Annotated in this window: 26 protein-coding genes; 21 read left to right on the top strand and 5 right to left on the bottom strand. The window is 70.5% G+C overall.

The features are described 5' to 3' along the window. Nucleotides 1–17 precede the first annotated feature (17 nt). Nucleotides 18–446, bottom strand: a complete 429-nt coding sequence (locus IF64_RS0121395) for an organic hydroperoxide resistance protein (protein ID WP_030533951.1) — start codon at nt 444–446, stop codon at nt 18–20. 113 nt (nt 447–559) lie between these two features. Here IF64_RS0121395 and IF64_RS0121390 point away from each other — a divergent pair, with 113 nt between their 5' ends. Then, nucleotides 560–1282, top strand: a complete 723-nt coding sequence (locus tag IF64_RS0121390; RefSeq protein ID WP_084706011.1) for a TetR/AcrR family transcriptional regulator — start codon at nt 560–562, stop codon at nt 1280–1282. A gap of 175 nt (nt 1283–1457) precedes the next feature. Here the strand turns inward: IF64_RS0121390 and IF64_RS0121385 are convergent, their stop codons facing one another. Both IF64_RS0121385 and IF64_RS0121380 read right to left on the bottom strand, forming a co-directional pair. Next, the gene (locus tag IF64_RS0121385) at nt 1458–2642 is read right to left on the bottom strand and encodes a cation:proton antiporter (protein ID WP_030533949.1); all 1185 of its coding nucleotides are present in this window, start codon (nt 2640–2642) and stop codon (nt 1458–1460) included. Nucleotides 2643–2645: 3 nt separating this feature from the next. Beyond that, nucleotides 2646–3128, bottom strand: coding sequence for a cation:proton antiporter regulatory subunit (locus IF64_RS0121380; RefSeq protein WP_030533948.1), 483 nt, complete (start codon nt 3126–3128; stop codon nt 2646–2648). A 149-nt stretch (nt 3129–3277) separates the two neighbouring features. On the opposite strand from IF64_RS0121380, the gene mbhE reads away from it, so the two are divergent. The 11 genes from mbhE (at nt 3278) to IF64_RS0121325 (ending at nt 13550) form a co-directional block, all read left to right on the top strand. Further along, nucleotides 3278–5656 carry a hydrogen gas-evolving membrane-bound hydrogenase subunit E gene (mbhE, locus tag IF64_RS0121375; protein WP_084706010.1) on the top strand — a complete coding sequence of 793 codons (2379 nt, stop codon included), beginning with the start codon at nt 3278–3280 and terminating at the stop codon, nt 5654–5656. A gap of 71 nt (nt 5657–5727) precedes the next feature. Next, nucleotides 5728–6222 carry an MnhB domain-containing protein gene (locus IF64_RS0121370; RefSeq protein WP_084706017.1) on the top strand — a complete coding sequence of 165 codons (495 nt, stop codon included), beginning with the start codon at nt 5728–5730 and terminating at the stop codon, nt 6220–6222. A 7-nt stretch (nt 6223–6229) separates the two neighbouring features. Then, nucleotides 6230–6703, top strand: coding sequence for a Na(+)/H(+) antiporter subunit C (locus IF64_RS0121365; protein WP_030533945.1), 474 nt, complete (start codon nt 6230–6232; stop codon nt 6701–6703). Next, nucleotides 6700–8232 (top strand): Na+/H+ antiporter subunit D, encoded by a 1533-nt coding sequence (locus tag IF64_RS0121360; RefSeq protein WP_030533944.1) that lies wholly within the window; start codon nt 6700–6702, stop codon nt 8230–8232. The genes IF64_RS0121365 and IF64_RS0121360 overlap by 4 nt, the downstream gene beginning before the upstream one ends. Further along, a complete protein-coding gene (locus IF64_RS0121355; RefSeq protein ID WP_084706009.1) occupies nt 8232–8993 on the top strand; it encodes a Na+/H+ antiporter subunit E in 762 nt (253 codons plus the stop codon). The genes IF64_RS0121360 and IF64_RS0121355 overlap by 1 nt, the downstream gene beginning before the upstream one ends. Beyond that, the gene (locus IF64_RS0121350) at nt 8990–9256 is read left to right on the top strand and encodes an MrpF/PhaF family protein (protein WP_030533942.1); all 267 of its coding nucleotides are present in this window, start codon (nt 8990–8992) and stop codon (nt 9254–9256) included. The genes IF64_RS0121355 and IF64_RS0121350 overlap by 4 nt, the downstream gene beginning before the upstream one ends. Then, a complete protein-coding gene (gene mnhG / locus IF64_RS0121345) occupies nt 9253–9594 on the top strand; it encodes a monovalent cation/H(+) antiporter subunit G (RefSeq protein WP_030533941.1) in 342 nt (113 codons plus the stop codon). Before IF64_RS0121350 ends, mnhG begins: the two co-directional genes overlap by 4 nt. Nucleotides 9595–9737: 143 nt before the next feature. Next, nucleotides 9738–10457 carry a (d)CMP kinase gene (gene cmk, locus IF64_RS0121340; RefSeq protein ID WP_030533940.1) on the top strand — a complete coding sequence of 240 codons (720 nt, stop codon included), beginning with the start codon at nt 9738–9740 and terminating at the stop codon, nt 10455–10457. Continuing rightward, entirely contained in the window at nt 10448–11137 is a 690-nt protein-coding gene (locus IF64_RS0121335) for a lysophospholipid acyltransferase family protein (RefSeq protein ID WP_030533939.1), read from the top strand. Before cmk ends, IF64_RS0121335 begins: the two co-directional genes overlap by 10 nt. Next, a complete protein-coding gene (der, locus tag IF64_RS0121330; RefSeq protein ID WP_030533938.1) occupies nt 11134–12555 on the top strand; it encodes a ribosome biogenesis GTPase Der in 1422 nt (473 codons plus the stop codon). The genes IF64_RS0121335 and der overlap by 4 nt, the downstream gene beginning before the upstream one ends. A gap of 92 nt (nt 12556–12647) precedes the next feature. After that, nucleotides 12648–13550, top strand: a complete 903-nt coding sequence (locus IF64_RS0121325) for a proteasome assembly chaperone family protein (RefSeq protein WP_030533937.1) — start codon at nt 12648–12650, stop codon at nt 13548–13550. Between the two features lie 6 nt (nt 13551–13556). Here IF64_RS0121325 and IF64_RS0121320 read toward each other — a convergent pair whose 3' ends face one another. Together IF64_RS0121320 and aztA are read right to left on the bottom strand one after the other, a co-directional pair. Further along, the gene (locus IF64_RS0121320) at nt 13557–14732 is read right to left on the bottom strand and encodes a benzoate/H(+) symporter BenE family transporter (protein WP_246134729.1); all 1176 of its coding nucleotides are present in this window, start codon (nt 14730–14732) and stop codon (nt 13557–13559) included. Nucleotides 14733–15087: 355 nt separating this feature from the next. Further along, the gene (gene aztA / locus IF64_RS0121315) at nt 15088–15870 is read right to left on the bottom strand and encodes a zinc ABC transporter ATP-binding protein AztA (protein ID WP_084706008.1); all 783 of its coding nucleotides are present in this window, start codon (nt 15868–15870) and stop codon (nt 15088–15090) included. 66 nt (nt 15871–15936) lie between these two features. On the opposite strand from aztA, the gene aztB reads away from it, so the two are divergent. The 9 genes from aztB (at nt 15937) to IF64_RS0121270 (ending at nt 25704) form a co-directional block, all read left to right on the top strand. Continuing rightward, on the top strand, nt 15937–16794 hold the full coding sequence (gene aztB, locus IF64_RS0121310; protein WP_030533934.1) for a zinc ABC transporter permease AztB: 858 nt from the start codon (nt 15937–15939) through the stop codon (nt 16792–16794). A gap of 32 nt (nt 16795–16826) precedes the next feature. Further along, complete coding sequence (locus tag IF64_RS0121305) at nt 16827–17987, top strand: hypothetical protein (RefSeq protein ID WP_246134728.1); 1161 nt, start codon at nt 16827–16829, stop codon at nt 17985–17987. After that, nucleotides 17984–18913, top strand: coding sequence for a zinc ABC transporter substrate-binding protein AztC (aztC, locus tag IF64_RS0121300; protein ID WP_030533932.1), 930 nt, complete (start codon nt 17984–17986; stop codon nt 18911–18913). Before IF64_RS0121305 ends, aztC begins: the two co-directional genes overlap by 4 nt. Before the next feature lie 69 nt (nt 18914–18982). Then, on the top strand, nt 18983–20170 hold the full coding sequence (aztD, locus tag IF64_RS0121295) for a zinc metallochaperone AztD (RefSeq protein WP_030533931.1): 1188 nt from the start codon (nt 18983–18985) through the stop codon (nt 20168–20170). 190 nt (nt 20171–20360) lie between these two features. Continuing rightward, nucleotides 20361–22319 (top strand): molecular chaperone HtpG, encoded by a 1959-nt coding sequence (gene htpG / locus IF64_RS0121290; RefSeq protein WP_084706007.1) that lies wholly within the window; start codon nt 20361–20363, stop codon nt 22317–22319. 222 nt (nt 22320–22541) lie between these two features. After that, nucleotides 22542–23009 carry a hypothetical protein gene (locus tag IF64_RS0121285; protein WP_030533929.1) on the top strand — a complete coding sequence of 156 codons (468 nt, stop codon included), beginning with the start codon at nt 22542–22544 and terminating at the stop codon, nt 23007–23009. Further along, nucleotides 23009–24619: a putative T7SS-secreted protein gene (locus tag IF64_RS26280; RefSeq protein ID WP_030533928.1), complete on the top strand. Its 1611-nt coding sequence runs from the start codon at nt 23009–23011 to the stop codon at nt 24617–24619. Before IF64_RS0121285 ends, IF64_RS26280 begins: the two co-directional genes overlap by 1 nt. Before the next feature lie 42 nt (nt 24620–24661). Further along, the gene (locus IF64_RS0121275) at nt 24662–25183 is read left to right on the top strand and encodes a hypothetical protein (RefSeq protein WP_030533927.1); all 522 of its coding nucleotides are present in this window, start codon (nt 24662–24664) and stop codon (nt 25181–25183) included. After that, on the top strand, nt 25180–25704 hold the full coding sequence (locus tag IF64_RS0121270) for a YbaB/EbfC family nucleoid-associated protein (protein ID WP_030533926.1): 525 nt from the start codon (nt 25180–25182) through the stop codon (nt 25702–25704). Before IF64_RS0121275 ends, IF64_RS0121270 begins: the two co-directional genes overlap by 4 nt. Nucleotides 25705–25785: the final 81 nt, after the last annotated feature.

Genomic DNA, 25785 nt, shown 5'->3' with positions numbered 1-25785 from the left:
GGCTCACCGGCTGAGCGTCAGGCCACCGTCGCGTCCACGCTGACCGGGATGTTGCCACGGGTCGCGTTGGAGTAGGGGCACATCGCGTGCGCCGCCTCGGTAAGTTCGTCGGCGGTGGTCTGGTCGACGCCGGACAGTTCGACGTGCAGGTCGGCCGCGAGGCTGAAACCGCCCTCGTCGCGGGGCCGCAGCTGCACCTCGGCCACCACCGCGGAGTCGGCGATCGGTGTCTTGCGCTCGGCGGCGACGGCCTTCAGCGCCGAGTGGAAGCACGCGGCCCACCCGGCCGCGAACAGCTGCTCCGGGTTCGTCCCTCCGCCGGTGCCGCCCATCTCCTGCGGAACCGCGAGCGTGACGTCGAGCGCCTGGTCGTCGGTCGCGGCCCTGCCGCCGCGCCTGCCGTCGCCCGTGGAGGTCGCGACGGCCGTGTAGATCGCCTCTGACATGGAGTTCTCCCTGCTCGCACCGATGTAGACTAACTAGTACGTCTACGACGTTACCACCGTTCCGGCTCACCTGCGCGGGACGGCTAACCTGGATCGACGGAGAAGGGAGCGGCATGACGGCGACTCAACAGCCGGATCAGCGCGTGGCCGGGTCCGCGCGCCGTGCGCACCCGGACGAGCCACGCAGGCCCGTACGCGAACGCATCCTCGACGCGGCGAACGCGCTGTTCTACGCCGACGGCATCCGCGCGGTGAGCGCCGACCGGGTGATCGCGGCGGCGGGCGTGAGCAAGGTGACCTTCTACCGGCACTTCCCGACGAAGGACGACCTGGTGGTCGCCTACCTCGGCGTGCGGGCCGCCGCCGAGCGGGAGGTCGTGGGTGCGCTGCGCGCGCGGCACGCGGGCGACCCCGGCGGCATGCTGACCGAACTGGCCCGGTCGATGGCCTCGGCCAGCTGCGCGCCCGGCTTCCGCGGGTGTCCGTTCATCAACGCCGCCGCCGAGTACCCGGACGCAGGCCACCCGGTGCGGCAGGCCGTCGCCGCCCATCGCGCGTGGTTCACGGGCCTGCTCGGGGAGGTGCTGGGCGAGCTGGACGTCGCCGACCCGGCCGTGGTCGACCGGCTGATGATGCTCCGTGACGGAGCCATGGTCGCCGGCTATCTCGGTGGCAGCGATCTGGCCGCCGGTTTGCGTACCGATGTGGGCAGCGGCCGCGGCAGCGACGTCGCCCACGGCACCGACGGCACCGACGATCGCGCAGACGACGGTGTCGCGGCCCGCGCGGAGACGCTCGTCGAGGCGGGGCGGGCGATCATCGCGGCCGCCCGCTGACGGCCGGGTGCGTAGTACCCGCCCCGATCACCGAGCCGGCGGACCGAGCCGCACCCGCAGCCGGATCACAGCGAGTCCTGATCACACCGAGTCCTGATCACACCGAGAGCCGACCACACCTCGCTGGATGATGCCGAGCTCGCCCCACTCATCGGCCGGATCACACCGGGTCCGGTCACGAGCGGACGGTCTGCGGTGCCGTGCGGCGCTGCAGGCCCCTGGCCACCGGCTCGACGACCCGCGCGGCGATCGGGCCGATCATCGCCATCAACAGGACGTACGCGGTCGCCAGCGCGGCGAGTTCGCCCTCCACCGCGCCGGCGCTGACGGCGAGACCCGCGATCACGATCGAGAACTCCCCGCGGGCGACGAGTGCCGCACCCGCCCGCGCGCGGCCCAGTCTGCCGACGCCCGAGCGGCTCGCGGCCCACCATCCGGTGCCGACCTTCGTCGCCGTGGTCGCCACCGCAAGCACGATGGCCCACACTAGTACCGGAGGGATCGAGGCCGGGTCGGTGTTCAGCCCGAACACCACGAAGAAGGCCGCGGCGAACAGATCCCGCAGTGGCTCCAGCAGCTTCGTCGCGTTCTCGGCCGTCGACCCGGAGATGGCGATGCCGAGCAGGAACGCCCCCACCGCAGCCGACACCTGCATCGCCGAGGCCAACCCGGCCACCAGGAGCGCGGCACCGAAGACGCGCAACAGGAAGACCTCGCGATCCTCACTGTCCACGACGGCCGAGACGATGCGCCCGTAGCGGACGGCGACGAGCAGGACCACCGAGATCACGAGCAACGAGATCCCAACCGCCGTGAGCCCACCGAGCAGGCTGACGCCGCCCAACACGGCGGTGAGGATCGGCAGGTACAGCGCCATCGCGAGGTCTTCGAAGACCAGGATCGACAGGATGACCGGCGTCTCGCGGTTGCCGAGCCTGCCCAGATCGCCGAGGACCTTCGCGACGATCCCGGACGACGAAATGTAGGTGACGCCGGCGAGCGTGAGCGCCCCGATCGGTCCCCACCCGAGAATCAGGGCGACGATCGCGCCCGGAGCGGCGTTCGCCACCAGGTCCACCACGCCGGCGAGCCAGGACCGCCGCATGCCGGTCACCAGCTCGGTCGCCGAGTACTCGAGGCCGAGTAGCAACAGCAGCAGGACCACGCCGATCTCGCTCGCGACGGCGGTGAACTGGCCGATGTCCCCCAGGCTCAGCACTCCGCCCTGGCCGAAGAACAGACCGCCGAGCAGGTACAGGGGGATCGGCGACATGCCGATGCGCTGAGCGACCTTGCCCAGCGAGCCCAGCAGGAAGAAGACGGCGCCGAGCTCGATCAGGGCGAGTGCTGTGTGATCCACGCGTTACCCGTGGAGGAGGATCTTCAGCGCCGACTCCAGCCCTTCCGAGGTACCGACCGCGACGACCATGTCCCCCGCGGTGAACGTGAAATCCGGGGCGGGAGAGGGCAGCACCTGTCCCGCGCGCATGACCGCGACCACGGACACGCCCGTGCGCGTGCGGATCTGCGTGTCGCCGAGCGTGCGCCCGTCGTAGGGCGAGCCGCTCTTGACCGTGAGCTGTCGTGTGTTGATGCCGGGCAGTTCCCGGTGTTCCTCGGTCAGCTGCGCGACCAGCTGGGGAGCGCCGAGAAGGTTGGCGAGCGCGCCGGCCTCGTCCGCGCTCATGGGAAGGGACGCCAGGCACGCGTCCGGGTCCTCCGATTTCGACACGATCAGCTCGATCTTGCCGTCCCGGTGGCTGATGACACCCACGCGTCGGCCGTCTCCGGCCTCGAATTCCTTCCGGACACCGATGCCCGGCAGGGGAGTCACTTCGACGTTCACGTCGTACACGGTAACCCTTGTTCGTCGAGGTGGCACCGGGGTCCGCGGCCGCCGCGCGCGATTGTCCATTCTGGCCGGTCGCGCGCCGTGATCACCCGTTTCGTACGATGTCCGTATTACGGGGTTCGATCGAGGGACGGTGAAGCCGAGTGCTGGTGGCGATCGTGGCGCACTTCGCTCTGGCCGCGGTCCTGCCGCTGATCGGTCGCCGCTACGGTCGCGTGGCGTTCCTCGTCGGAGCCCTGGCGCCAGCCGCGACCCTCGGCTACGCGCTGAGTCGAGCAGGTGAAGCCGTCAGCGGGACGCCGCCGGTCGACACGGTGGCGTGGGCGCCCGTCATCGGACTCGAGTTCACCGCGCGGCTCGACGAACTGGCGCTGCTGCTGATCCTGCTGGTCAGCGGCATCGGGGCGGTCGTGCTCTGCTACTACTCCCAGTACGCCAAGGCCGACGATCACCGCACCGCCGCCCGCGACTCGGCACTGCTGGTGACGTTCGCCGGCGCGATGCTGGGCCTCGTCCTGGCCGACGACGTCATCTCCCTGTACCTGTTCTGGGAGCTCACCACGGTGTGCTCCTTCCTGCTGGTCGGAGGGGACGGCGTCGCGAAGCGGCTGCGCAAGTCGGCGACGCAGGCGCTGCTGGTGACGTCGCTCGGCGGCCTGGCGATGCTGCTCGGGCTTATCCTGCTGGGCACCGCGGCGGGCACGATGCGGATCTCCGAGATCCTGGCGGACCCGCCGTCGGGCGGGATCGTCACCGCGGCCCTGCTGTTGATCCTGCTCGGAGCGCTGACCAAGTCCGCGCAGGTGCCGTTCCACCCGTGGCTGCCGAGCGCGATGGTGGCGCCGACCCCGGTGAGTGCGTATCTCCACGCGGCCGCGATGGTGAAGGCGGGCGTCTACCTGGTCGCGCGGTTCTCGCCCGGATTCGCCGATCACCCCGCGTGGTGGATTCCCGTGGTCGTGTGCGGGCTGTGGACGATGCTGCTCGGTGGGTTCCGCGCCCTGCGCCAGTACGACCTCAAGACACTGCTGGCCTACGGCACGATCAGCCAACTCGGCTTCCTCATGATCATGCTGGGCTCCGGCACGTGGATGTCGGCGCTCGCGGCGGGCACCCTGATTCTCGCGCACGGACTGTTCAAGTCCGCGCTGTTCCTGACCGTGGGCATCATCGACAAACGCGCGGGCACTCGCGACATCCGTGAGCTCTCCGGTCTCGGCAGGCAATGGCGGACGCTGACGACCCTGGCGACGTTCGCCGCGATGTCCATGGCCGGCCTGCCCCCGCTCTTGGGCTTCATCGGCAAGGAGGTCGCGCTCGAAGCGCTGTTCGGCGGCGACACCCTCGATCAGGTCATCGGCGTCGGCGTGGCGATCGGCTCGGTGCTGACCGTGGCCTACAGCCTGCGATTCCTCCGCGGGGCGTTCGGCACCAAGCCCGACATGGCGGCGGCGGAGCCCGTGCCGTGCGGACGTCTGATGACCGGACTGGTCGCGATCCCGGCGCTCGCCGGGTTGGTGCTCGCGTTCGTGCCCGAGGTGATCGAGCCGATGGAAGCCGGGTACGCGGACGGCTACGGCAGTCACCCCGGATACCACCTCGCACTGTGGCACGGCATCACTCCGGCACTGCTGATCAGCGTGGGCATCGTCGTCGTCGGCTTCCTGGTGCATCGCTACGCCGGGCTGCAGCGGCTCGGTGGCTACGTTCCGGAGCCCCTGCGGGCACAGACCTGGTACACCAAGTCGGTCGAGAGCCTCGAGTTCCTCGCACAGGGAGTGACCGGGCGGATCCAGGTCGGTTCGCTTCCCGTGTATCTCGGCGTCATCCTCACCACGCTCGTCGTCGTTCCCGGTGCGGGCCTGCTGTCCGGCGGCGTGGAGTTCGGCGAGCTTCGCCTCGTGGACAACTGGCTGCAGCTGCCGCTGTCGGTGTTGGTGCTGGCCGCGGCGGTGACGGCTCTGATCGCGCGCCGGCGGCTCACCGCGGTGTTGCTGGCCGGTGTCGTCGGCTATGGCATCGGCGCCTGGTTCGTCGTCGACGGCGGCGCCGATCTGGCGCTGGCACAGTTCCTCGTCGAGACGCTCACGCTCGTCGTGTTCGTCTTCGTGATTCGCCGCTTCCCGCCGCGGTTCATCGAGAACCGCGGCTACGTGCACGGGCGCTGGCCGAAGGCGATCGTCTCCGTGGCGGCCGGGACGTTCGTGGCCGTGCTCGCGGTGCTCTACTCCGGATACACCTCGGGCATGCCGGAGGGGAGCCGGGAGTACATCCAGCGCGCCGAGGACGAGACCGGAGCCACCAACGTCGTCAACGCCATCATCGTCGACTTCCGTGCGTTCGACACGATCGGCGAGATCACCGTGCTCGCGGTTGCGGCCACGGGAGCGGCCAGCCTGATCCTGGCACGGTCGCGGAAACGGGGTGGTCCGGAGCCGGGCGAGCGTGACCGGTCGGCCGAGCCGGACCACGCCGGCTCCGACACCACGTCCGCTGCCGATACGCCGGAGGTGACGTCGTGAGCGACCGCCCCGACCCCGTACGCGAACCCGTTCCCTGGACCGAATGGGACACGCCGCGGGAACGCTGGCTGATGACCGAGCAGGACGCCTATTCGTGGCCTCGGTCGATGCTGCTCGAGGTGCTGGCCCGCATCCTGTTCCCCACGGTGCTCGTCTTCTCCGTGTATCTGCTGCTCGCGGGCCACAACGACGCGGGCGGCGGATTCAGCGGGGGACTGGTGGCCGGTCTCGCCTTCGTGCTCCGCTACGTGGCGGGCGGAAGTGCCGAGCTCGCGATGACGGTGCGCGTGCGCCCGCCTGTGGTGATCGGCGCCGGTCTCGCACTGTCGGTGCTCACCGCGCTCGTGCCGGTCCTGTTCGGCGAGCCGGTGCTCGCGTCGGCGATCTGGAAGCTGGACCTTCCCGTCCTCGGCGAGCTCAAGATCACCTCGAACCTGCTGCTCGACCTCGGTGTGTATCTGCTGATCATCGGGGTGGTCGTGGATCTGCTCCGCACGGTCGGCGCGGGCACGGAGGTCGGTGGTCCCGGCGTGGACGACGAGGCGCTCGAGGAAGAGAGAGGGTGAGGCGGCCGTGACCATCAACATCACCATGGCCGTCACACTCGCCGGTCTGTACTCCATCGGCTTCTACCTGCTCATGCAGCGTTCGCTGATGCGCGTGATCCTGGGCATCGTCATTCTCGGCCATGGGGCGAACCTGTTTCTGCAGGTGGCGGGCGGTCCACCCGGTGAGCCGACATTCGTGGGCACCGCGCTCATCGAGGAGATGGTGGATCCGCTCCCGCAGGCGCTCGCGCTGACGGCGATCGTCATCACGTTCGCGATGACGACGTTCCTGCTCGCGCTGGCCTACCGGTCGTGGGCCCTGCTCGGCCACGACGAGGTTCAGGACGACGTCGAGGACCGCCGGATCGCGGAGGCCGAACTCGCCGAGCAGGAGTCGGAGGACGAGACCCCCGACAGTGAACGGGTGGCCGGTTTCGAGGCGCCGGAGGCGCCGGAGAGCAGGCCCGGCGAAGATCACGAGGAGGCCCGGATCCGATGAGTGTCCTGGTCGCACTCCCCGTGCTGCTGCCGCTGCTGGCGGCTGCCCTTTCGCTGGTCGCCGGACGGTCGCCACGCGTGCAGCGGTTGCTGGGCGTGGTCGTGCTCTCGGTGATCGCCGTGGTGGCGGCGGTACTGCTCGTGCACGCCGACCAGACGGGGCCGGTGGTCCTGCGGCTCGGCGGCTACGGCCCGCCGTTCGGGATCACGCTGGTCGCCGACCGGCTCTCCTCGCTGTTGCTTCTCGTGTCGGCCCTGGTCACGCTCGCGGTGCTGATCTTCTCGATCGGTCAGCGCATCACCGATTTCGGGCGCAGGACCGCCTCGACCGCCTTCCACCCGATGTACCTGGTGTTGTGCGCGGGCGTGTCCCTGGCGTATCTGACCGGTGACCTGTTCAACCTGTTCGTCGCGTTCGAGATCATGCTCGGCGCCTCGTACGTGCTGATCACGCGGCGCGTGACCGCCGAGCGGGTCCGCCCGAGCATGACCTACGTGATCGTCAGCCTCACGTCGTCGCTGCTGTTCATCACGATGATCGCGCTGGTCTACACGGCCACGGGCACGGTCAACCTCGCCGCGCTGCCGGAGAAGATCGCCGCGCTGCCCGCCGGGGTGCAGTCGAGCCTGGCGCTGTTCATCGTCATCGTGTTCGGCATCAAGGCGGCGCTGGTTCCGCTGCACTTCTGGCTGCCCGACAGCTATCCGACGGCACCGGCGCCGATCACGGCCGTGTTCGCGGCGCTGCTGACGAAGGTCGGCGTGTACGCGCTCATCCGCACCCAGACGCTCGTGTTCGTCCATGACGACAGCTGGGCGGTGCTGCTGGCCGTGGCGCTCGTGACGATGATCGTCGGTGCGCTCGGCGCGATCGCGCAGAACGACCTCAACCGAATGCTGTCGTTCCTGCTCGTCAGCCACATCGGCTACATGCTGTTCGGTCTCGCGCTGTTCACCGTGATCGGCCTCGCGGGCGTGATCCTCTACGTGGTGCACCACATCACGGTGCAGGGCGCGTTGTTCCTGGTCAGCGGTCTGGTTACGCGGCACACCGGCACCGTGTCGTTGCAGGCGATGTCGGGGGTGGCCAGGGCGTATCCGCTGGTGGCCGTGCTGTTCGCCATCCCCGCGATGAGCCTGGCCGGCATCCCACCGTTCTCGGGCTTCGTCGCCAAGATCGCCCTGTTGCAGGCGGGCGCAGCGACCGGAACCCCGATGGCGATCGCGGTGACCGCGGGTGCCGTCCTCACGAGCTTGCTGACGCTCTACGCCGTCACGAAGATCTGGGTCGGCGCGTTCTGGGGCCCGCCCACCGAACCGTCGCCGGACGCCGATCCGAACGACGACGTCACCGTGGGAACGGGCTCCACGTCGGCGGCGATGCTCGGGGCGACCGGCGGTCTGGTGCTGATCAGCGTGCTGATCGCCGTGTTCGCGGGTCCGCTCGCCGACATGAGCGAACGTGCCGCCCACGACCTGCTGCACGACGAGGGTTACCGCTCCGCGGTGCTCGGAGAGGGGAACGGCTGATGCCCCAGCGCAGCATGCCCGGCACCCGCGTCGCGCCGTCGCTGGTGATCTGGCTCGTCATCGTCTGGATGCTGCTGTGGGGGACGTTCGACGTCGCCACGGCGGTGTACGGCCTGCTCGTGGCTCTCGTCGTCCTGGTGCTGTTCCCGTTGCCCTCGCATCGGTGGAACATCTTCCGCAGGCCGCATCGGCTGGCGTATCTGACGGTGTACGTCGTGATCGACCTGTTCGGCTCGGCGGCCCGGTTCTTCGTCGACAGCCTGCGGGCGTCCGGCAGGGTCTCGGCCGCCATCATCGCGGTTCCGGTTCTCTCGGACGTCGACCACGTCATCGCGTCCGCCGCGAACGTCGTGTCGCTCGCGCCCGGCACGTTCGTGCTGCAGATCGATCGGCCGGGCGGTATCTGGTACGTGTACACGACCGGCGTGCGCACCGCCGAGGACGCCCACAAGGCCTACGACGACGTGATCGATATGCAGCGCGTGGTCGTGTGGGCGTTCGGCGACGAGCAGGAGGCACCTGCCGCGCGCAGCCGCGCCGAGGAGGCGAAGCGGCAGCGTGATCGCTCGTCCGTGTGCCGTCCCCAGCGGCCGGCCCCCGTCGAGGCGGTGGCCGCGTCGGAGGCCGCCTCCCGTAGCGCGGGAACGGACGGCCACGCGCCCTCGCACACCGCCGACGCCGAGTCCCCGGACAGCGCCGAGGACACGGCGGCTGGGAGCGGTGCCGAGGGGACCGACGACACCAGGCGGGAGGACCGATGAGCGTCGTCTTCGCGATCACGTTCGGTCTGCTGGGGCTGGCCGGACTGCTGACCCTGGTGCGGATCGTGCGTGGCCCGCGCACGCTGGACCGCATCCTTGCGGTGGACGTGTTGGTGGTGCTGATCGTCGCAGGCACGGCGGTGGGCATGGCGATGTCGCTGCGGGGTATCTACATCGCCCTCATCGTGGTGGTGGCACTGCTCGGCTTCGTCGGCACGATCTCGGTCGTCCGGCTCGTCGAACGGAGGGAGGAGTACCGATGAGCACAGCGGACTGGATCAGCGCGGTGCTGCTCATCTCCGGCGCCCTGTTCTGCGTGATCGGGGCGTGGGGCATGGTGCGCCTGCCCGACACCCTGAGCAGGCTGCAGGCGGCCACGAAGCCGCAGACACTGGGACTGCTGCTGATCCTGGCGGGCGTGGCGGTGCGACTGGAGCCGCAGTACGCGGTGGGCCTGCTGGTTGCGGGTTTGTTCCAGGTGATCACCGCGCCGGTGCTGTCGCAGTTGTTCGGCCGTGCGGCGTACCGGACCGGGGCGGTCGACCGGTCCACGCTGGTCGTGGACGAGCTGTCCGAACGCCTGCGTGCCGGGCGGAAGTGACCGGAAGGCAGAATAGGACGCTGGCACGGGCGACGTCCGGCGCCGCGAGAGCGGTCCCGGCGCCGTAGAGACGCGTCCGCACGGCCTGGACACACGGACGCGAGTAGCTGAGGAGAACGCCGGTGACGGGAGCCCTACGCGGTGTGGTCGCGCTCGACGGACCGTCGGGAACCGGCAAGACCACGGTGGCGAGGAAGCTGGCGGCCAACCTCGGAGCCGGATTCCTCGATACGGGTGCGATGTACCGCGTCGTGACGCTCGCCGCGCTCGAGGCCGACGTCGACCCCGCGGACGCCGCGGAGGTGGCGTCGCTGGCCGAGCGGCTGCGACTGGACATCGCGACGGACCCGTCCGCTCCGGGGGCACGCCTCGACGGCGCCGACGTCGGGGAGTCCATCCGCACTGCCCGGGTCGATGCCGCGGTCTCGGCGGTCTCGGCTGTGCCTGAGGTGCGTGAGCTGCTGGTCCGCAGGCAGCGCGCGATCATCGCCGAGACGGTCGAGCGGGTCGGAGGCATCGTGGTCGACGGACGCGACATCGGCACCGTCGTGGCCCCCGACGCACCGCTGAAGGTGTTCCTCACCGCATCGTCCGAGGTGCGGGCCGCACGGCGGGGTGCGCAGGACACGGCAGCAGGGCGTCCGGTCGACCAGGCCGCGGTGCTCGCGTCGGTTCGACGCCGCGACGAACTGGACTCCAGCAGGGCCACCTCGCCGCTGCGTGCTGCGGACGACGCGGTGGAGCTCGACACGTCGGAGCTGTCGATCGAGCAGGTGCTCACGGCGCTGACCGAACTGGCGGGCCACCGTGGGCTGCTCGACCAGGACGTGCGGGGTGCGCAGGCCGCGGAGGCGTGCCGGTGACCGGATCCGGCGGCCCGGCGAGCGGACTGCCCGAGGGTTCGGTGCCCTGGCTGCACGACGTCGGGCGCACGATCGCGCGGCATCTCTACCGGCCGGCGTACCGGCTTCGGGTCAGTGGCATGGACCGGGTGCCGCGCACGGGGCCCGTGGTGCTGGTCGCCAACCACAGCACGATGATCGAACCGCAGCTGATCTTCGGATTATTGCCGCGGCGTTCGGTGTTCCTCGTGAAGGACGAGATGTTCGACGGCGTCGCCGGGCCGTGGCTGCGCAGGATCGGCCAGGTCCCGGTCACCCGGGGCGCGCCGGACCGCACGGCGCTGACCACGGCGACCGGGGTGCTCGCCGACGGCGGGCTCGTGGGAGTGTTTCCCGAGGGCACCCGCGGTGCGGGCGACGTGAGCTCGGCGCACCACGGCGCGGCGTGGCTCGTGCGCATGTCCGGCGCGGCGGTGCAGCCGGTCGCGGTCCGCGGCACGCTGCGCCCGCCGGAACGTACGCGCAGACGGCTCCGTCCCGTGGTGGACGTGGTGGCGGGGGAGCCGTTCACACTGGACGTCGGACGTGGGCGGAGCGGATTGGCCGAGGCCACCGAGCGCCTGCGCGGAACGCTCGCCGATCTGGTCGCGCACGTGGATGCGGCCAGGACCAGCGACAGGGAAGAGAAACGAAAGCCATGACCGAAGCAGACGGCACGTGGTCCGACGAGGCCGAGTTCGCCCGCCTCGACGAACTGGGTGAACAGGCCGGGGCCGACGACGAGGGCGCCGTCGCGGCACAGCCGGTGCTGGCCGTGGTCGGCAGGCCCAACGTGGGCAAGTCGACCCTGGTCAACCGGATTCTGGGCCGCAGGGAGGCCGTCGTCCAGGATGTGCCGGGCGTGACCCGCGACCGGGTCGCCTACGACGCGATGTGGAGCGGCAGGCGGTTCACGGTCGTGGATACCGGTGGATGGGAGCCCGACGCGGACGGCCTGCAGGGGTCGGTCGCCGCCCAGGCGGAACTGGCGATGTCCACATCGGACGCCGTGCTGCTCGTCGTCGACGCGACGGTCGGGGCGACCGCGACCGACGAGGCGGTCGCCAAGGTGTTGCGCCGGTCGAAGCGACCGGTGATCCTCGCCGCCAACAAGGTCGACGACCAGCGCCTGATCGCCGAGACGGCATCCCTGTGGTCGCTCGGCCTCGGTGAACCGCGGCCGGTGAGCGCCTTGCACGGGCGCAGTTCCGGCGATCTGCTCGACGCGATCATGGAGGCGCTGCCCGAGGCGCCGCGCGAGTCGTTCGGCGCCTCGTCGGGCCCGCGCAGGGTGGCGCTCGTCGGAAAGCCGAATGTGGGCAAGTCCAGCCTGCTGAACAAGCTGACCGGGGAAGAACGGTCCGTTGTGGACGACGTCGCGGGCACGACCGTCGACCCGGTGGACTCGCTCGTCGAACTCGACGGGCAGGCGTGGCGGTTCGTCGACACCGCGGGGTTGCGCAAGCGGGTGCAGACGGCCAGCGGCATGGAGTACTACGCGTCGCTGCGCACCAAGACGGCCATCGATGCGGCCGAGGTCGTGATCGTCCTGCTCGACGCGAGCGAGCCACTGTCCGAACAGGACCTGCGCATCATCACGATGGTCGCGGAGTCGGGGCGCGCGCTCGTGCTGGCGTTCAACAAGTGGGACCTGGTCGACGACGATCGCAGGCGCCAGCTCGAACGCGAGCTCGACCGCGGCCTGGTCCGGGTTCCGTGGGCCGAGCGGGTCAACGTGTCCGCGCTGACGGGGCGCGCGGTGCGCAAGCTGGCGCCCGCGCTGCGTACGGCGCTGGAGTCGTGGGACCAGCGGGTGCCCACCGGCCAGCTCAACAGCTGGCTCTCGGACCTGGTGGCGGCCACGCCGCCTCCGGTGCGCGGCGGCAAGCAGCCGAAGGTGCTCTTCGCCACCCAGGCGGGAATCCGGCCGCCCACGTTGGTGTTGTTCACGACGGGCTTCCTCGAGGCCGGCTACCGCCGGTTCGTCGAGCGCAAGTTCCGGGAACGCTTCGGCTTCCGCGGATCGCCCGTGCGCATCAACGTGCGGGTCCGGGAGAAGAAGCCGAGGAAGCAGCGGTAGGTCGAGCGCACTGAGGCGCCGACGACCATCCATCGGAGGGTCGGCGGGCCAGCGCCCGCCGACGCGGTGGGGGCGAACAGAGAGGTGTCGAGATGGCCGATGCGGACGAGTTGTACCTGGTCGATTCGGATGTGCCCGTGCTCGACGGCGCGGTGCTGCTGTACCACCTCGACGGCTATGTCGACGCGGGCAGCGCGGGCGAGCTGCTGACCGAGCACCTGACGGAGGCGTTCGACGGCCCGGTCGTCGCGCGGTTCGACGTCGACCGGCTGATCGACTACCGCTCCCGCAGGCCCGTGATGACGTGGGACGGCGACAGCTGGGCCGACTACAACGCGCCGCAACTGACGGTCCGGCTGCTGCACGACGCCGACGAGACACCGATGTTGCTGCTGAGCGGTCCGGAACCGGATCGGGAGTGGGAGGCGTTCGCCGAGGCAGTGCGCAGGCTCGTCGAGCGGTGGCGCGTGCGCCTGAGCGTGCAGTTCCAGGGCATTCCGATGGCCGTGCCGCACACGCGCACGCTGGGAGTGACGGCACACGGCACCCGCACCGACCTCGTGCGGCAGTTCAGCCCCACCTTCAACCGCACGCAGGTGCCGGGCAGCGCGGAGGCGCTGGTCGAGTACCGCCTCGGCCAGGCGGGCCACGACGCGGTCGGGTTCGCGGCGCACGTGCCGCACTACCTGTCGCAGTCGCGGTATCCGCAGGCGGCGCTCACGCTGGTCGACGCGGTGCAGAAGGTGTCGGGTCTGACGCTGCCCGACGACGCCCTGCGTGAGTCGGCGCGGCGTGCGGAGGTCGAGATCAACCGGCAGGTGTCGGACTCGGACGAGGCCGCCGACGTGGTCCGCAGCCTCGAGCAGCAGTACGACGCGTTCACCTCGTCGGAGAACAACCTGCTGGTCGGCGGCGAGGAGATGCCGACCGGCGACGACCTGGCCGACGAGTTCGAACGGTTCCTCGCCGGCGAGACGGGGCCGGACCAGGACTGAGCGGGCTCACGCCGCCGCGCGGTCGGCCGCCGCGGCGGCGAAGTCGTCGCGTTCCATGAGGGCCGACACGGCCATGCCCGCGACGAGGCCCCAGAACGCGGCGCTGATGTTCAGCGGTGTCACGCCGGACACGGTCACCAGGAGTGCCACGAGGGCGCCGAGGGTGAAGCGCCCGCCGAACGCGGTGACGAACGCACCCTGCAGGGCACGCAACATCGCCAGGCCGCCGAGGACGGCGACGAACGCTTCCGGCGTCGCCAGCATCAGGCGGACGAACGCCGGTGCCAGCAAGCCGACGATCATCGCCAGCACCCCGCACACGACGCCGGCCACGTAGTGACGGTGGCGTTGCCCCGACGCGGTGAGCAGTGCGTTCGTCGGCCCGGTCAGGCACGTCGAGACCGCGCCGACGGCCGCCGCGGGCAGTGACCACAGGCCGCACGCCACCGTGGCGACATTGATCGGCGGCCGGTGTCCCGCCTGGCTCAGTACGGCGATTCCCTGCCCGTTCTGCACGACCAGGACCGTGACGACGAGCGGTACGACCAGCTCGACCATCGCCTGCCAGGACCACTGCGGGGCCTGGAGCATCGGCTGTGCCAACCACCCGGCCTCGCCTGCCGGCGGCTGGAAACGGCCGGACAGTGCGACGGCCGCGACACCGGCGAGGAGCGCACCGAGGATCGGTGGCAGTCGTCGTCCCAGCGTGGTCACCACGCTGAGCAGGAGGAACACCCCGACCATGGGTACGGCCACGGCGGCGTCGAGACCGAACGCGCCCACCAGGTCGAGGCCGAACTGGAGGAACACGCCTGCGACCATCGCCATCACGATGGGCATCGGGAGTGCGGCCATCACCGGGCGCACCCAGCCGGTGAGGCCGACGGCGAGGATGACCAGTGCGGTGACCACGAAGGCCCCGAGTACCTCGGGCCAGGTGAGGTGGTCGAGCGAGCCGCCGACGACCACCGTGCCGGGGATGGTCCAGAAGAACGCCAGCGGCTGGCGGTAGAGCCACGATGCGAGCGCCGTGAGCAGGCCGTTGAGGAAGAAGATCCCGAAGATCCACGACGACAGTTGCGGGGTCGACAGTCCGCCCTGCACGCCCACGGTCATGATCACCGCGATCGGGCCGGTCGCGGCGAACACGAGCCCGATGAGGCCGTTCGCGAGGTAGGACACGCCCGAATCCCGGCGCAACTTGCCCAGTCCCGGCGGCGGCCACGACGGACGTTCGAACCGGGGTGCCGTGCCGGTCCCGGCAGGGGGCCCGGACGGCCGAGCGGACCCAGCGGACCCGGGAGGCGCGGACGATGCCGATGAGGCAGTCGGTGGGGACGACTCGGACGACGCGGATGCCGACCGATCGGTGACCATGAGCGCCTCCTCGCGTCCGTAGCCGGTGCGGCGGTCATGCCTCACCACACCCGTGTGTACGCATGCTGAACGGTCGGGCGCAGGGCGTACACCGCGGAGTGGGTGAGGTCACGCGGGCGCGCGGCTGCCGTGCGTCATCGGGCGTGCGTGGCGGTGCGGATCACCGCTCCGGCCGGGAGGCGCGGCGCCTGCGGCCGAGACCCCAGGCGAGGTCGACGGCGGAGTCGGTGAGCACCTCGCGTGGCGTGCCCTGTCCCACGAGCGCGCCGCCGGACAGCAGCAGGCAGTGGTCCGCGTCCTCGGCCGCGGCGAGGTCGTGGGTGACGTGGACGGTGGCGGTGCCATTGTCGGCCGCCTCCCGCAGTGCGTCGGCGATCGTCTCCTGGGCGGTGACGTCGAGGCCCGCGACCGGCTCGTCGAGCAGCAACACGGGCGAGTCCTGAACGAGACCCTGCGCGACGAGGGCGCGCTGGCGTTGTCCACCGGACAGTGCGCTCAGCCTGCGGTCGGCGAGGTCGGCGATCCCGAGGCGGGTGAGCGCCTCGGCGACACGCTCGTGGTCCTCCCGGCGAAGCCGGCGCCACGGCCCGCGGTGTGCCCAGCGGCCCATGCGGACCGCGTCGCGGACGGTGATGGGCAGCCGCTCCGGTACGCGGGACTGCTGCACCACGAGTGCGGGCCGGACGGCCGAGGGCAGCCGCACCGTCCCTGCCGTGGTCCGGACCACTCCGGCGATCGCTCCGAGCAGGGTCGACTTCCCCGCGCCGTTGGGTCCGACGATCGCGGTCACCGCCCCGCGCGGCAGTTGGGCCGACACGTCGGTGAGCACGGGCGTGCCGTCGTAACCGGCGCTGAGGCCCTCGAGTGTCACTCCGCCGTCGGCCGTGTGCCCGCCGGTGTCACGGCGGGTATCCGATTCGGCTCCGCCCGTCGTCTGTGTCATGCCTCTCCCGAGTTGTCCCGCTTCACGCATTGTAATGAAATTCGTTTTCATTTTAAGGTGTACGCCGTGGAGTGGTTGATCGCGCCGTTCGAGGTGTCCTTCGTGCAGCGGGCGCTGTGGGGCGGCGTTCTGGTGTCGATGATCTGTGCGCTCGCCGGCACCTGGGTCGTGGTCCGCGGGATGGCCTTCCTCGGCGAGGCGATGGCGCACGGCATGTTGCCGGGTGTCGCGGTCGCGTCGCTGTCCGGCTGGAACCTGATGCTCGGCGGTGCCGTCAGTGCCGTCGTCATGGCCGCCGGGGTCACGGTTCTCGGCCGCTCACGGCGGTTCGCGCAGGACACCGCGATCGGCCTGTTGTTCGTGGGCATGCTTGCGCTCGGCGTGATCATCGTGTCCTACTCGCGCTCGTTCGCCGTCGATCTGACGAGCATCCTCTTCGGCGACGTGCTGGCCGTGCGTGGTCCGGACCTCGTGCAACTGGCCGTGGCGCTCGGCGTCGCGGCGGTGGTGTGCGCCGCGGGGCATCGCGCGTTCGTCGCCCTCAGTTTCGATCCGCGCACCGCGACCGCGCTGGGACTTCGCCCGCGCGTCGCCCACGGTGCGCTGCTGTTGCTGCTGAGCCTGGCGATCGTGTCGTCGTTGCACGTCGTCGGCACGCTGCTGGTCGTCGGCCTGCTCGTGGCACCGCCCGCCGCGGCGATGTTCTGGGCCGACCGCATCCCGATGATCATGCTGATCGCCGCGCTCCTCGGAAGCCTGGCGACGGCCACGGGCCTGCTCATCTCGTGGCACGCGGGCACCGCCGCCGGCGCGACGATCGCGATCACCTCGGTGGCGCTGTTCGCCGCCTCCGCATCCCTGTCCCGTGCGCGCGGCCGCGTCGCGCGCACCACCACTCGAAGAACCCTCGAAAGGACATCGTGACTCAGCGTGTGACGACATCCGTCGGAAGATCCGTGCCCGCCATCGTCCTGTGTGGACTGCTCGCCGCGGCGTGCGGCGGCGGAGGCTCCGGAGATCCCGGAGACCAGGCCGAATCCGGGGAATCGGCCAAGCCCCACGGGTATGTGGAGGGGGCGGAGGAGGCGAGCGAACCCCAGTCGCGCCTCGTGCTGGCCGACGCCGACGGCGGGAAGGTCGGCGTGCTCGACCTGCTGTCCGAGGACGTCACCGAGCTCGACGGCGGAGCGGCCGCGAGCGGCGCGATCACCGACGGCCGGTTCGCCTATCTTCCCTCCGGCGACCGCACCCGCGTGATCGACAGTGGTGTGTGGACGGTCGACCACGGCGACCACAAGCACTACTACCGGGCGAAGATCGCCGAGACGGGTGCGATCGACGGCACCGTCACCGGTGCGTGGTCCGACACGAAGACGACCGCGCTGGCTCGCGACGACGGCACGACCGTGTTGCTCGACCGCGAGAAGCTCGAGGACGGTGAGGTCGCCGAGACCGGGACCGTCGACGGGATCGCCGTGCCGTACGAACAGCACGTCGTCGTGGCCGGATCCGGCGGCATCGTGGTGCGGGACCGGGACGGCAAGGACGTCGCCGACCTCGACGCGACGTGCACCGATCCCCGCGACGCTGCGGTCACGACCCGCGGCGTGGTGGTCGGCTGCGCCGACGGAGCCGTGCTCGTGGACGAGGACGACGACACGTTCTCCGGTGAGCAGATCGCCTATCCCGGCTCGGGGCCGTCGGAATCGCTCGGCACCTTCGGACAGCGTCCCGGAAGCAGCGTGCTCGCGGCCGCGGCAGGCGAGGACGAGGTGTGGGTTCTCGACGCCGGTGAGGGCAGCTGGCACCGGATCGAGACGCAAGCGCCGGTGGCGGCCGTCGCGGCCGTGGGCGAGGACGTCCCGGTGCTGGTGCTGACCGACGACGGCGTGCTGCACGCGTACGACCCGGAGTCCGGTGACCAGCAGGCCTCGCAGGAACTCGTCGACGGCGACGTCCGGGACGGCGCGACGATCGCCGTCGACACCAACCGTGCCTACGTCAACGACGTGGCGGCGCAGCAGGTCCACGAGGTCGACTACAACGACGAGCTGCGGGTGGCCAGGACGCTCGACGTGGACGTGGCGCCGGCGCACCTGACGGAGACCGGACGATGAGGGCGCGGCTGAGGCTCGTGGCCGCGGGCGCCTCGGTGCTGGCGCTGGTCCTCGGTGGCTGCTCCGCGGCCGGCTCGGACGGCCAGGACGGTGCGGGCGTGGTCGTGACGACGAACATCCTCGGCGACATCACCTCGGAGATCGTCGGGGACGAGGCCGACGTGACCGTGTTGATGAAACCCAACGCCGATCCGCACTCGTTCGCGGTCTCCGCCCAGGAATCGGCCGCGCTGGAGCAGGCCGGTCTGGTGATCCACAACGGACTCGGGCTGGAGGAGGGCGTGCAGCGCAACGTCGACGCCGCCGTCGCCGAGGGTGTGCCCGACCTGGCCGTCGGCGAGGAGGTCGACCCGATCAGCTACTCCGACGGTGGCTCACAGGGGCAGAAGGATCCGCACTTCTGGACCGACCCGGAACGGGTGCGCACCGCCGTCGAGATCATCACCGACCGCATCGTGTCCGATGTGGATGGTATGGACGAGCAGAAGGTTCGCGCCAACGCCGAGGCATACCTCGGCGAACTCGACGAGCTCGACGAGTGGATGACCGAACAGTTCGGGAAGATCCCCGACGACGAGCGCGCGCTGGTGACCAACCACCACGTGTTCGGCTACCTGGCCGAACGGTACGACTTCGACGTGCTCGGCGCGGTGATCCCGAGCGGAACCACGCTGGCCTCGCCGAGTGCCTCCGACCTGGAGGACCTGGCGGGAACCGTGCGGGACGCGGGCGTGCGCGCGATCTTCGCCGACTCGTCGCAACCCGACCGGCTGGCCAAGGTGCTCGCCGACCACGCCGGGATCGACGTGCAGGTCGAGTCGCTGTTCTCCGAGTCCCTGACCGGACCCGACGGCGGCGCACCGACCTATGTGGACATGATGCGCGCCAACACCGAGACGATCGTCGGCGGCCTGACCGGCGACTGACGCCGGAACCCGCCGGGGACGTGTGCAAGACCGCGAACACGAAATTCCCGGTAACGGAAGAGGAGAATGATGAACCGTAGTGTCCGAAAGGGACGGATCGCGGCGGTGTCCGCGACGGCTGCGATGCTCGGCCTCGTCGGCGCCTGCGGCACCGACGAGGCCGGTGGTGAGGGCGGCGGAGGTCAGCAGGGCGGCGGCAAGAACATCGCCGATCCGGTGACGGTGACCTACGACGGCGGCATGTACGTGCTCGACGGCAACACCCTCGAGGTCCAGGCCGACGTGGAACTGGACGGGTTCAACCGGTTGAACCCGGCGGGTGACGACCGGCACGTCGTGGTGTCCACGTCGGAGGGATTCCAGCTCTTTGACGCCGTCGCGGGCGAGATGACCGACGTGGCGTTTCCCGGCGCCGAACCCGGCCACGTCGTACGGCACGCGGGCCGCACGGTGCTGTTCACCGACGGCACGGGCGAGGTGCGCAGCTTCGACCCGCACGACCTCGGTGACGGGATGCCCGAGACCGAGGAGTACACCACCGAGCACCCGCACCACGGTGTCGCCGTCGAGCTCGAGAACGGCGGGATGGTCGTCACGCTCGGCGACGAGGAGGAGCGCAACGGCATCGCGGTGCTCGACGAGAATCGCGAGGAGGTCACGCGCAACGAGGACTGCCCGGAGGTGCACGGTGAGTCCGCCGCGCAGGGTGAGGCCATCGCCGTCGGCTGCGAGGACGGTGTGCTCATCTACAAAGATGGCGAGATCACCAAGGTCGACAGCCCGACCGAGTACGGCCGGATCGGCAACCAGTCCGGCTCGCCCGAGTCGCCGATCATCCTCGGCGACTACAAGCAGGACGAGGACGCCGAGCTCGAGCGCCCGACCGAGGTGGCGCTCGTGGACACCGAGAAGAAGAAGCTCGAGCGCGTGAAGCTGCCCGCCAGCTACACGTTCCGCTCGTTGGCCCGCGGTCCCGAGGGCGAGGCTCTCGTGCTCGGCACCGACGGCAAGATCCACGTCATCGACGAGACGTCGGGGGAGCTGACCGACTCGATCGACGTGATCGGCGAGTGGAGCGAGCCGATGGAGTGGCAGGAGCCGCGTCCGGCGATCTTCGTCCGCGGCAGCACCGCGTACGTCTCCGATCCCGGCGAGAAGCAGCTGCACGCGGTCGACCTGGAATCCGGTGAGGTCACCGGGACCGCGGACCTCGACCAGGCGCCCAACGAGCTCAGCGGCACGCTGCACGAGCACTGACGGCGGGCCGTGGCGGTTCCTCGCCGCAGGCCGTATCCCGCACACCGTGGCCGGTGTTCCTGCCCCGCAGGGACACCGGCCACGTTTCGTTGCCGTTCCTGCTCGGCGCGCGTGGCGGGGCGCGTATCTTCTACGGGCGCAAGGACGTCACCGTTCATACCGGGTGTCAGGCAAGGGGGTTCCATCGCAGATGGCCGAACAGGTGATGCAGGAGTCCGAGACACGGGAGTTCCAGGCCGAGGCGAAGCAGCTGCTGCGGCTCATGGTGCACTCGATCTACTCGGACAAGGACGTGTTCCTGCGGGAACTGCTGTCGAACGCGTCCGACGCGCTGGACAAGCTCCGGCTCGAATCGCTCGTCGACAAGGATCTCGACGTCGACACCACGGATCTGCACATCCAGCTCGAGCGTGACCCGGCCGCGCGCACGCTCACGGTGCGCGACAACGGCATCGGCATGTCGCGCGAGGACGTGGTGGGCCTGATCGGCACCATCGCCCGTTCCGGCACCGCCGAGCTGCTGGAGAAGCTCAAGTCGGCCAAGGAGGCGCAGGAAGCCAAGCAGACACAGGGCAGTGAGCTCATCGGCCAGTTCGGCGTCGGCTTCTACTCGGCGTTCATGGTCGCCGACAAGGTCACCGTCGTGACGCGGAAGGCGGGCGAGTCGACGGGGACGCGCTGGGAGTCGGAGGGCGAGTCGACCTACACGGTCGCCGACGTGCCGGACGCTCCGCAGGGCACGGCCGTGACCCTGCACCTCAAGCCGGTCGACACCGACGACGGCATGCACGACTACACCGACACCGGTGTGCTGCGGCGGATCGTGACCCGCTACTCGGACTTCCTGGCGTGGCCGATCCGCATGGAGGTCGAGCGGGTCAAGCCGGCCGAGGACGAGGACGGCGAGTCGACGACGGTCCGCGAGACCGAGACGCTGAACTCGATGAAGGCGCTGTGGGCTCGACCGCGCAGCGAGGTCACCGACGCCGAGTACCACGAGTTCTACAAGCACATCAGCCACGACTGGGCCGACCCGCTCGAGACCATCCGGCTTCAGGCCGAGGGCACGTTCGAGTACCAGGCGCTGCTGTTCCTGCCGTCGCGCGCGCCGTTCGACCTGTTCACCCGCGACGCCAAACGCGGCGTACAGCTCTACGTCAAGCGCGTGTTCATCATGGACGACTGCGAAGAGCTCATGCCCGAGTACCTGCGGTTCGTCAAGGGCGTGGTCGACGCCCAGGACCTGTCGCTGAACGTCTCGCGCGAGATCCTGCAGCAGGACCGGCAGATCCGCGCGATGCAGCGCAGGCTCGCCAAGAAGGTGCTGTCCACCGTGTCGGGGCTGCTGAACTCCGACGAGCAGGCCGACCGGGACAAGTACCGCACGTTCTGGAGCCAGTTCGGCACGTGCGTCAAGGAAGGCCTGGTCACCGACCCGGACAACCGCTCCGACATCCTGGCGATCGCCTCGTTCGACTCGACCCACTCGGCCGAGCAGCAGACCACGCTCGCCGAGTACGTCGAGCGCATGCCCGACGACCAGGAGCACATCTACTACCTGACCGGGCGGTCCAGGGAGATGGTGGAGAAGTCGCCTCACATGGAGGCCTTCACCAGCAAGGGCGTCGAGGTGCTCATCCTGACCGACCAGATCGACGAGATGTGGGTCGAGTCGGGCGCCGAGTTCCAGGGCAAGACCTTCCGGTCGATCGCCAAGGGCGAGGTCGACCTCGACTCCGGCGACGACGCGGCCGACGAGAGCGTCAAGGAGGAGTTCGCGGGCCTGCTGGAGTGGCTGCGCGGGGCGCTGTCGGACCACGTCAAGGACGTGCGGCTGTCGTCGCGGCTGACCACCTCGCCCGCCTGCATCGTCGGTGACGAGGGCGACATGAGCCCGGAGCTGGTGCGCATCTACAAGCAGATGGGCCAGCCGCTGCCCGACATCAAGCGCATTCTGGAGATCAACCCGGAGCACGCGCTGGTCACCGGGCTGCGCGAGGCCCACGCGAAGAACGCCGACGACCCGTCGTTGGCCGACATCGCGCACCTGCTGTACGGCACGACGTTGCTGGCCGAGGGGGAGGAGCTGCCCGATCCGCACCGGTTCGCGCAGTTGCTCGCGGGCAGGCTGGCCGACGGGTTGCACTGACGCGCGAGGTCATCCGCCACCGAAGGGCGGGCCGGGAGGGATTCCCGGCCCGCCCTTTTCTCGTCCGTTCCCGCCCGCCCGTGCCCCGAGGTCGGAAATTCTCGGCCGAACACGGAACCGGCAGGCCGATATCGGCGTCTGCGTAGTTATACGCAGGGGGGACCGGCAGAGAGCAGGCGATGGGCGAGAGGCCCACCGCACAGGGCAAAGGGGCTGGGGACGATGGCAGGCTTCGACGCGGTACCCGACGAACTCCGCGGGACGGCCGGACGGATCGGCGAGACGGTCGGCGGTGCCGCGAACCTCTCGTGGCAGGGCCCGAGCGGGGACTACGGCCACGACGCGGTGCAACAGGCATGGCAGCGCTACATCGAGGGCATGCGCAAGCACTTCGAAGGGCTCAAGGGCAAGGCCGAGGAGCTCGGCGGCCAGCTGGGGGCGGCCGCGAGCAGGTACGCCGAATCGGACGGCGACACCCAGTCGACGCTCGGCACGCTCGGCGGAGCCGTGGAAGGCGCGGCCGGGGGCGTCCTGGCCGGCGGAGCGGCAGGCGGTGCCGTCGGCGGCGCGGTCGGCGGCGTGGCGGGTGGCCTCGCGGGCGCGGCCGGGGGCGCGGTCGCCGGTGGTGTCGCAGGCGGGATCAGTGGCGTTCTCGGTGGCGGTGCCGCCGGCGAGGGACAGGAGCGGTGATGGTGGCACAGCTGGGGCAGACCGACGACCCGAAGGCGCTCGTCCCGGGCGAACCGGAGGCCATTTCGACGGATCTGAACAGCCTGGTCGACCCGATCAACGTGGCCGACCAGATCGGCTCGTCGCTCGGAACGATCGACCCGGTCGGCTGGATCGGGGACGCGGCCTCGACGTTCCGGTCGGTGTTCTCCGAGGAACCGCCCAAGTGGGGGCAGGCGGTCGAGGCGCTCGGACAGGGCGGGGAGAAGCTCGCCGATTACGCCGACGTCCTGACGTGGGGACAGGGCGAGGCGCAGCGCGCCATCGAGCTGTACCACCAGGCGCGGGCCGCCAGCAGGGCAGCGAAGGCGCAGTACGACGCGCTGCGTGCGCTGGGGCCGATGGTCGGCGGGCCCCTGGCCGCGCCGATCGGGCCGTTCCAGGACCCTGGCGCACCGGCGATGGCCGAGGCGCAGCAGATCCTCGACGCCGCCAGGAAGGCCGTGGCCGCCGAGGGCGGCATCATCGCCATGGCGCTCGGCCTCACCCACGACGAGGAGGGCCGGTTCTCCCACTCCTTCGGCGAGCAGGAGTTCGGGGCCGACAACCGGCAGACACAGCGCCGGTTCAACCCGGAGACCGGCCAGTGGGAGGACGTCGACCCGGGTGGCTGGCAGACCGACGAGAACGGCAACCGCAGCTACCAGAACACGGTCGGCGACGAACCGGCCGACAAGCTCATGCACGACGGCGCCCGTGACCTGTTCGACAGCCTGGGCATCCCGCTGCCGGGGCCGGGCATGCTGGGCATCGACCCGGTGCGGCACGAGGTCGGCGCAGGCACCGAGGTCATGGGCGGCGACTTCGAGGTCGGCGCGGGCGCGGGGCCGATGTCGGTCGGGGCCTCCGGTTCCGGTTCGCTCCTCGGTGCCGAGTCGGGCGCCTACGCCGAGGTCACCGAGGACGGCTTCGCGGCAGGGGCCAACGCCGAGGCGTACCTGGCCAAGGGCGAGGTGGCCGGTGAGTTCGACACCGGCATGGGTGTGTCGGGCAGCGGCAACGCCAGCGGTTTCTACGGTGCGGAGGCCGGTGCCCAGGCGAGCGTCGACGCGCTCGGGGCGCAGGCCAGTGCCGAGGCGTTCGTGGGTGCCAAGGCCGACGCCGCGGGCGAGGTGAACCTGGGCGATCACGCGAGCGTGTCGGCCAGCGGCGAGGCGATGGCGGGCGCCGAGGCCTCCGCCGACGCGAGTGTCGGGCTCACCGGGGCCGACGTCAGTGCCGAGGCGTTCGCCGGTGCCAAGGCCAGTGGTGATGTCGGCGGCGAGGTCGCCGGTGTCGGTGCCGGTGTGAACGGTGAGGCGTGGGCCGGTGTCGGTGCCTCCGCCGATGCGCAGTTCGGCATGGGTGACGACGGCAAGTTCCACATCGGCGCGTCGGCGGGTGCGGCCCTCGGGGTGGGCGGCAAAGTCGGGTTCGACGTGACCGTCGACCCGGGCGGTGTCGTCGACGCGGCCACCAGCGCGGGCCAGGCCGCCTACGACACCGGCCAGGCCGTCGGCGAGGCCGTGAACGGTGTCCGGGACAAGGCGGGCGACGTGGTCGGCGGGATCGGCAATGCGCTCGGCTTCTGAGTACCGTGAGTGCGGCCGACCGACGAGGAAGAAGGCGTGAGCATGGCAACGACGATCCCGGTGCCGATCGAGTTCTCCCTGCCGGAGGGCTGGCTGTCGGTACCGCCCGACGAGATCGGCACCCCCAACGCGGCCTTCGTGGCGCTGCGTCCCGACACCGGCGGTGACGGGTTCACGGCCAACATCACGATCAGCGGCGAGGTGCGGGACGCGGCGCTCGATCTGGCCGACATCGCGGCCGAATCGGCCGACCGCCTGCGTGCCGGCGCGCACGAGGTGAAGGTCGGCAACACGAAGGCCACGGGCACCGCGGCCAACCCGGTCTACACCCAGCCGCTGCGACTCGACGTCGACGTGGCGGGCCGCCGCCGGTACCTGGTGCAGTACCAGGTGTTCATGGGCTTCACCGACGCCTCGGACCCGTCGCGGCGTGCGGTGGTGCAGATCGTGCTCAGCTCCACCCCGGAGACGTTCGAGAGGGTCTTCGCCGACTTCGAGACGTTCCTGGGCACCATCCGCCCCGAGCAGGGCGGTCGCGGCGGCAACGTGGGAGGTTCGGCATGAACGAGACGGCCAAGCACCTGGTGCAGCGGATCCAGGCGGTCGACGACGCGGCGGCGGCCAACCGCAACCGCGCCGAGACCTACCGGGCCATGACGGAGCAACTGTCCGAGGTCACCGGCACGGCCAGCTCGCCGGACGGGTTGGTGAGCGTCGAGGCGGGCCCCGACGGCACCGTGGAGAAGGTGACCTTCTCCGACGCGGTGCGCCGCGGCGTCGAGCCGGGCGAGCTGGCCGCCAAGGTCCAGCACACCATCGCACTGGCTCGCGTGGCGGCCACGCGGCAGCAGGCCGAGATCGTCCAGCGCGGTCTGGGCTCGAGTGACCTGCTGGACAAGGTGCTCGCCGAGGACAAGAAGCTCTTCGGCGACTCCGAACCGGTCGACCCGGGCCCCGCGCCCGAAACGGGTCCCGAAACGGGTCCCGGATTCGGTCCCGGCACCGTCCCCGGAACCGACGGCGGCCGCCGGCCTCGCCGCCGCAGCGATGACGAGGCCTTCGAGAACTTCCGCGTCATGCGGTGAGAGGCTGAGCGGCGAAGCGGTCCGGCGGCGGGTGACGACATCGGCCGTCGGGCCCGACCGTGGACGGCCGTGTCTGGAGGA

Origin of the sequence: Prauserella rugosa (assembly GCF_000719975.1) — a bacterium.
Taxonomy (GTDB): domain Bacteria; phylum Actinomycetota; class Actinomycetes; order Mycobacteriales; family Pseudonocardiaceae; genus Prauserella; species Prauserella rugosa.
This window is presented reverse-complemented; position numbering and strand designations above follow the sequence as displayed.

Bases quoted from the DNA above. Each gene is read 5' to 3' on its own strand.
- IF64_RS0121370 (WP_084706017.1), top strand. From the start codon at position 5,728: ATGACCGAGCAGGACGCCTATTCGTGGCCTCGGTCGATGCTGCTCGAG.
- aztA (WP_084706008.1), bottom strand. From the start codon at position 15,870: ATGACACAGACGACGGGCGGAGCCGAATCGGATACCCGCCGTGACACC.
- IF64_RS0121275 (WP_030533927.1), top strand. From the start codon at position 24,662: ATGGCAACGACGATCCCGGTGCCGATCGAGTTCTCCCTGCCGGAGGGC.
- IF64_RS0121325 (WP_030533937.1), top strand. From the start codon at position 12,648: ATGGCCGATGCGGACGAGTTGTACCTGGTCGATTCGGATGTGCCCGTG.
- mnhG (WP_030533941.1), top strand. From the start codon at position 9,253: ATGAGCACAGCGGACTGGATCAGCGCGGTGCTGCTCATCTCCGGCGCC.
- IF64_RS0121390 (WP_084706011.1), top strand. From the start codon at position 560: ATGACGGCGACTCAACAGCCGGATCAGCGCGTGGCCGGGTCCGCGCGC.
- IF64_RS26280 (WP_030533928.1), top strand. From the start codon at position 23,009: ATGGTGGCACAGCTGGGGCAGACCGACGACCCGAAGGCGCTCGTCCCG.
- htpG (WP_084706007.1), top strand. From the start codon at position 20,361: ATGGCCGAACAGGTGATGCAGGAGTCCGAGACACGGGAGTTCCAGGCC.
- IF64_RS0121360 (WP_030533944.1), top strand. From the start codon at position 6,700: ATGAGTGTCCTGGTCGCACTCCCCGTGCTGCTGCCGCTGCTGGCGGCT.
- IF64_RS0121350 (WP_030533942.1), top strand. From the start codon at position 8,990: ATGAGCGTCGTCTTCGCGATCACGTTCGGTCTGCTGGGGCTGGCCGGA.
- IF64_RS0121285 (WP_030533929.1), top strand. From the start codon at position 22,542: ATGGCAGGCTTCGACGCGGTACCCGACGAACTCCGCGGGACGGCCGGA.
- IF64_RS0121270 (WP_030533926.1), top strand. From the start codon at position 25,180: ATGAACGAGACGGCCAAGCACCTGGTGCAGCGGATCCAGGCGGTCGAC.
- der (WP_030533938.1), top strand. From the start codon at position 11,134: ATGACCGAAGCAGACGGCACGTGGTCCGACGAGGCCGAGTTCGCCCGC.
- IF64_RS0121395 (WP_030533951.1), bottom strand. From the start codon at position 446: ATGTCAGAGGCGATCTACACGGCCGTCGCGACCTCCACGGGCGACGGC.
- IF64_RS0121355 (WP_084706009.1), top strand. From the start codon at position 8,232: ATGCCCCAGCGCAGCATGCCCGGCACCCGCGTCGCGCCGTCGCTGGTG.
- aztC (WP_030533932.1), top strand. From the start codon at position 17,984: ATGAGGGCGCGGCTGAGGCTCGTGGCCGCGGGCGCCTCGGTGCTGGCG.
- aztD (WP_030533931.1), top strand. From the start codon at position 18,983: ATGAACCGTAGTGTCCGAAAGGGACGGATCGCGGCGGTGTCCGCGACG.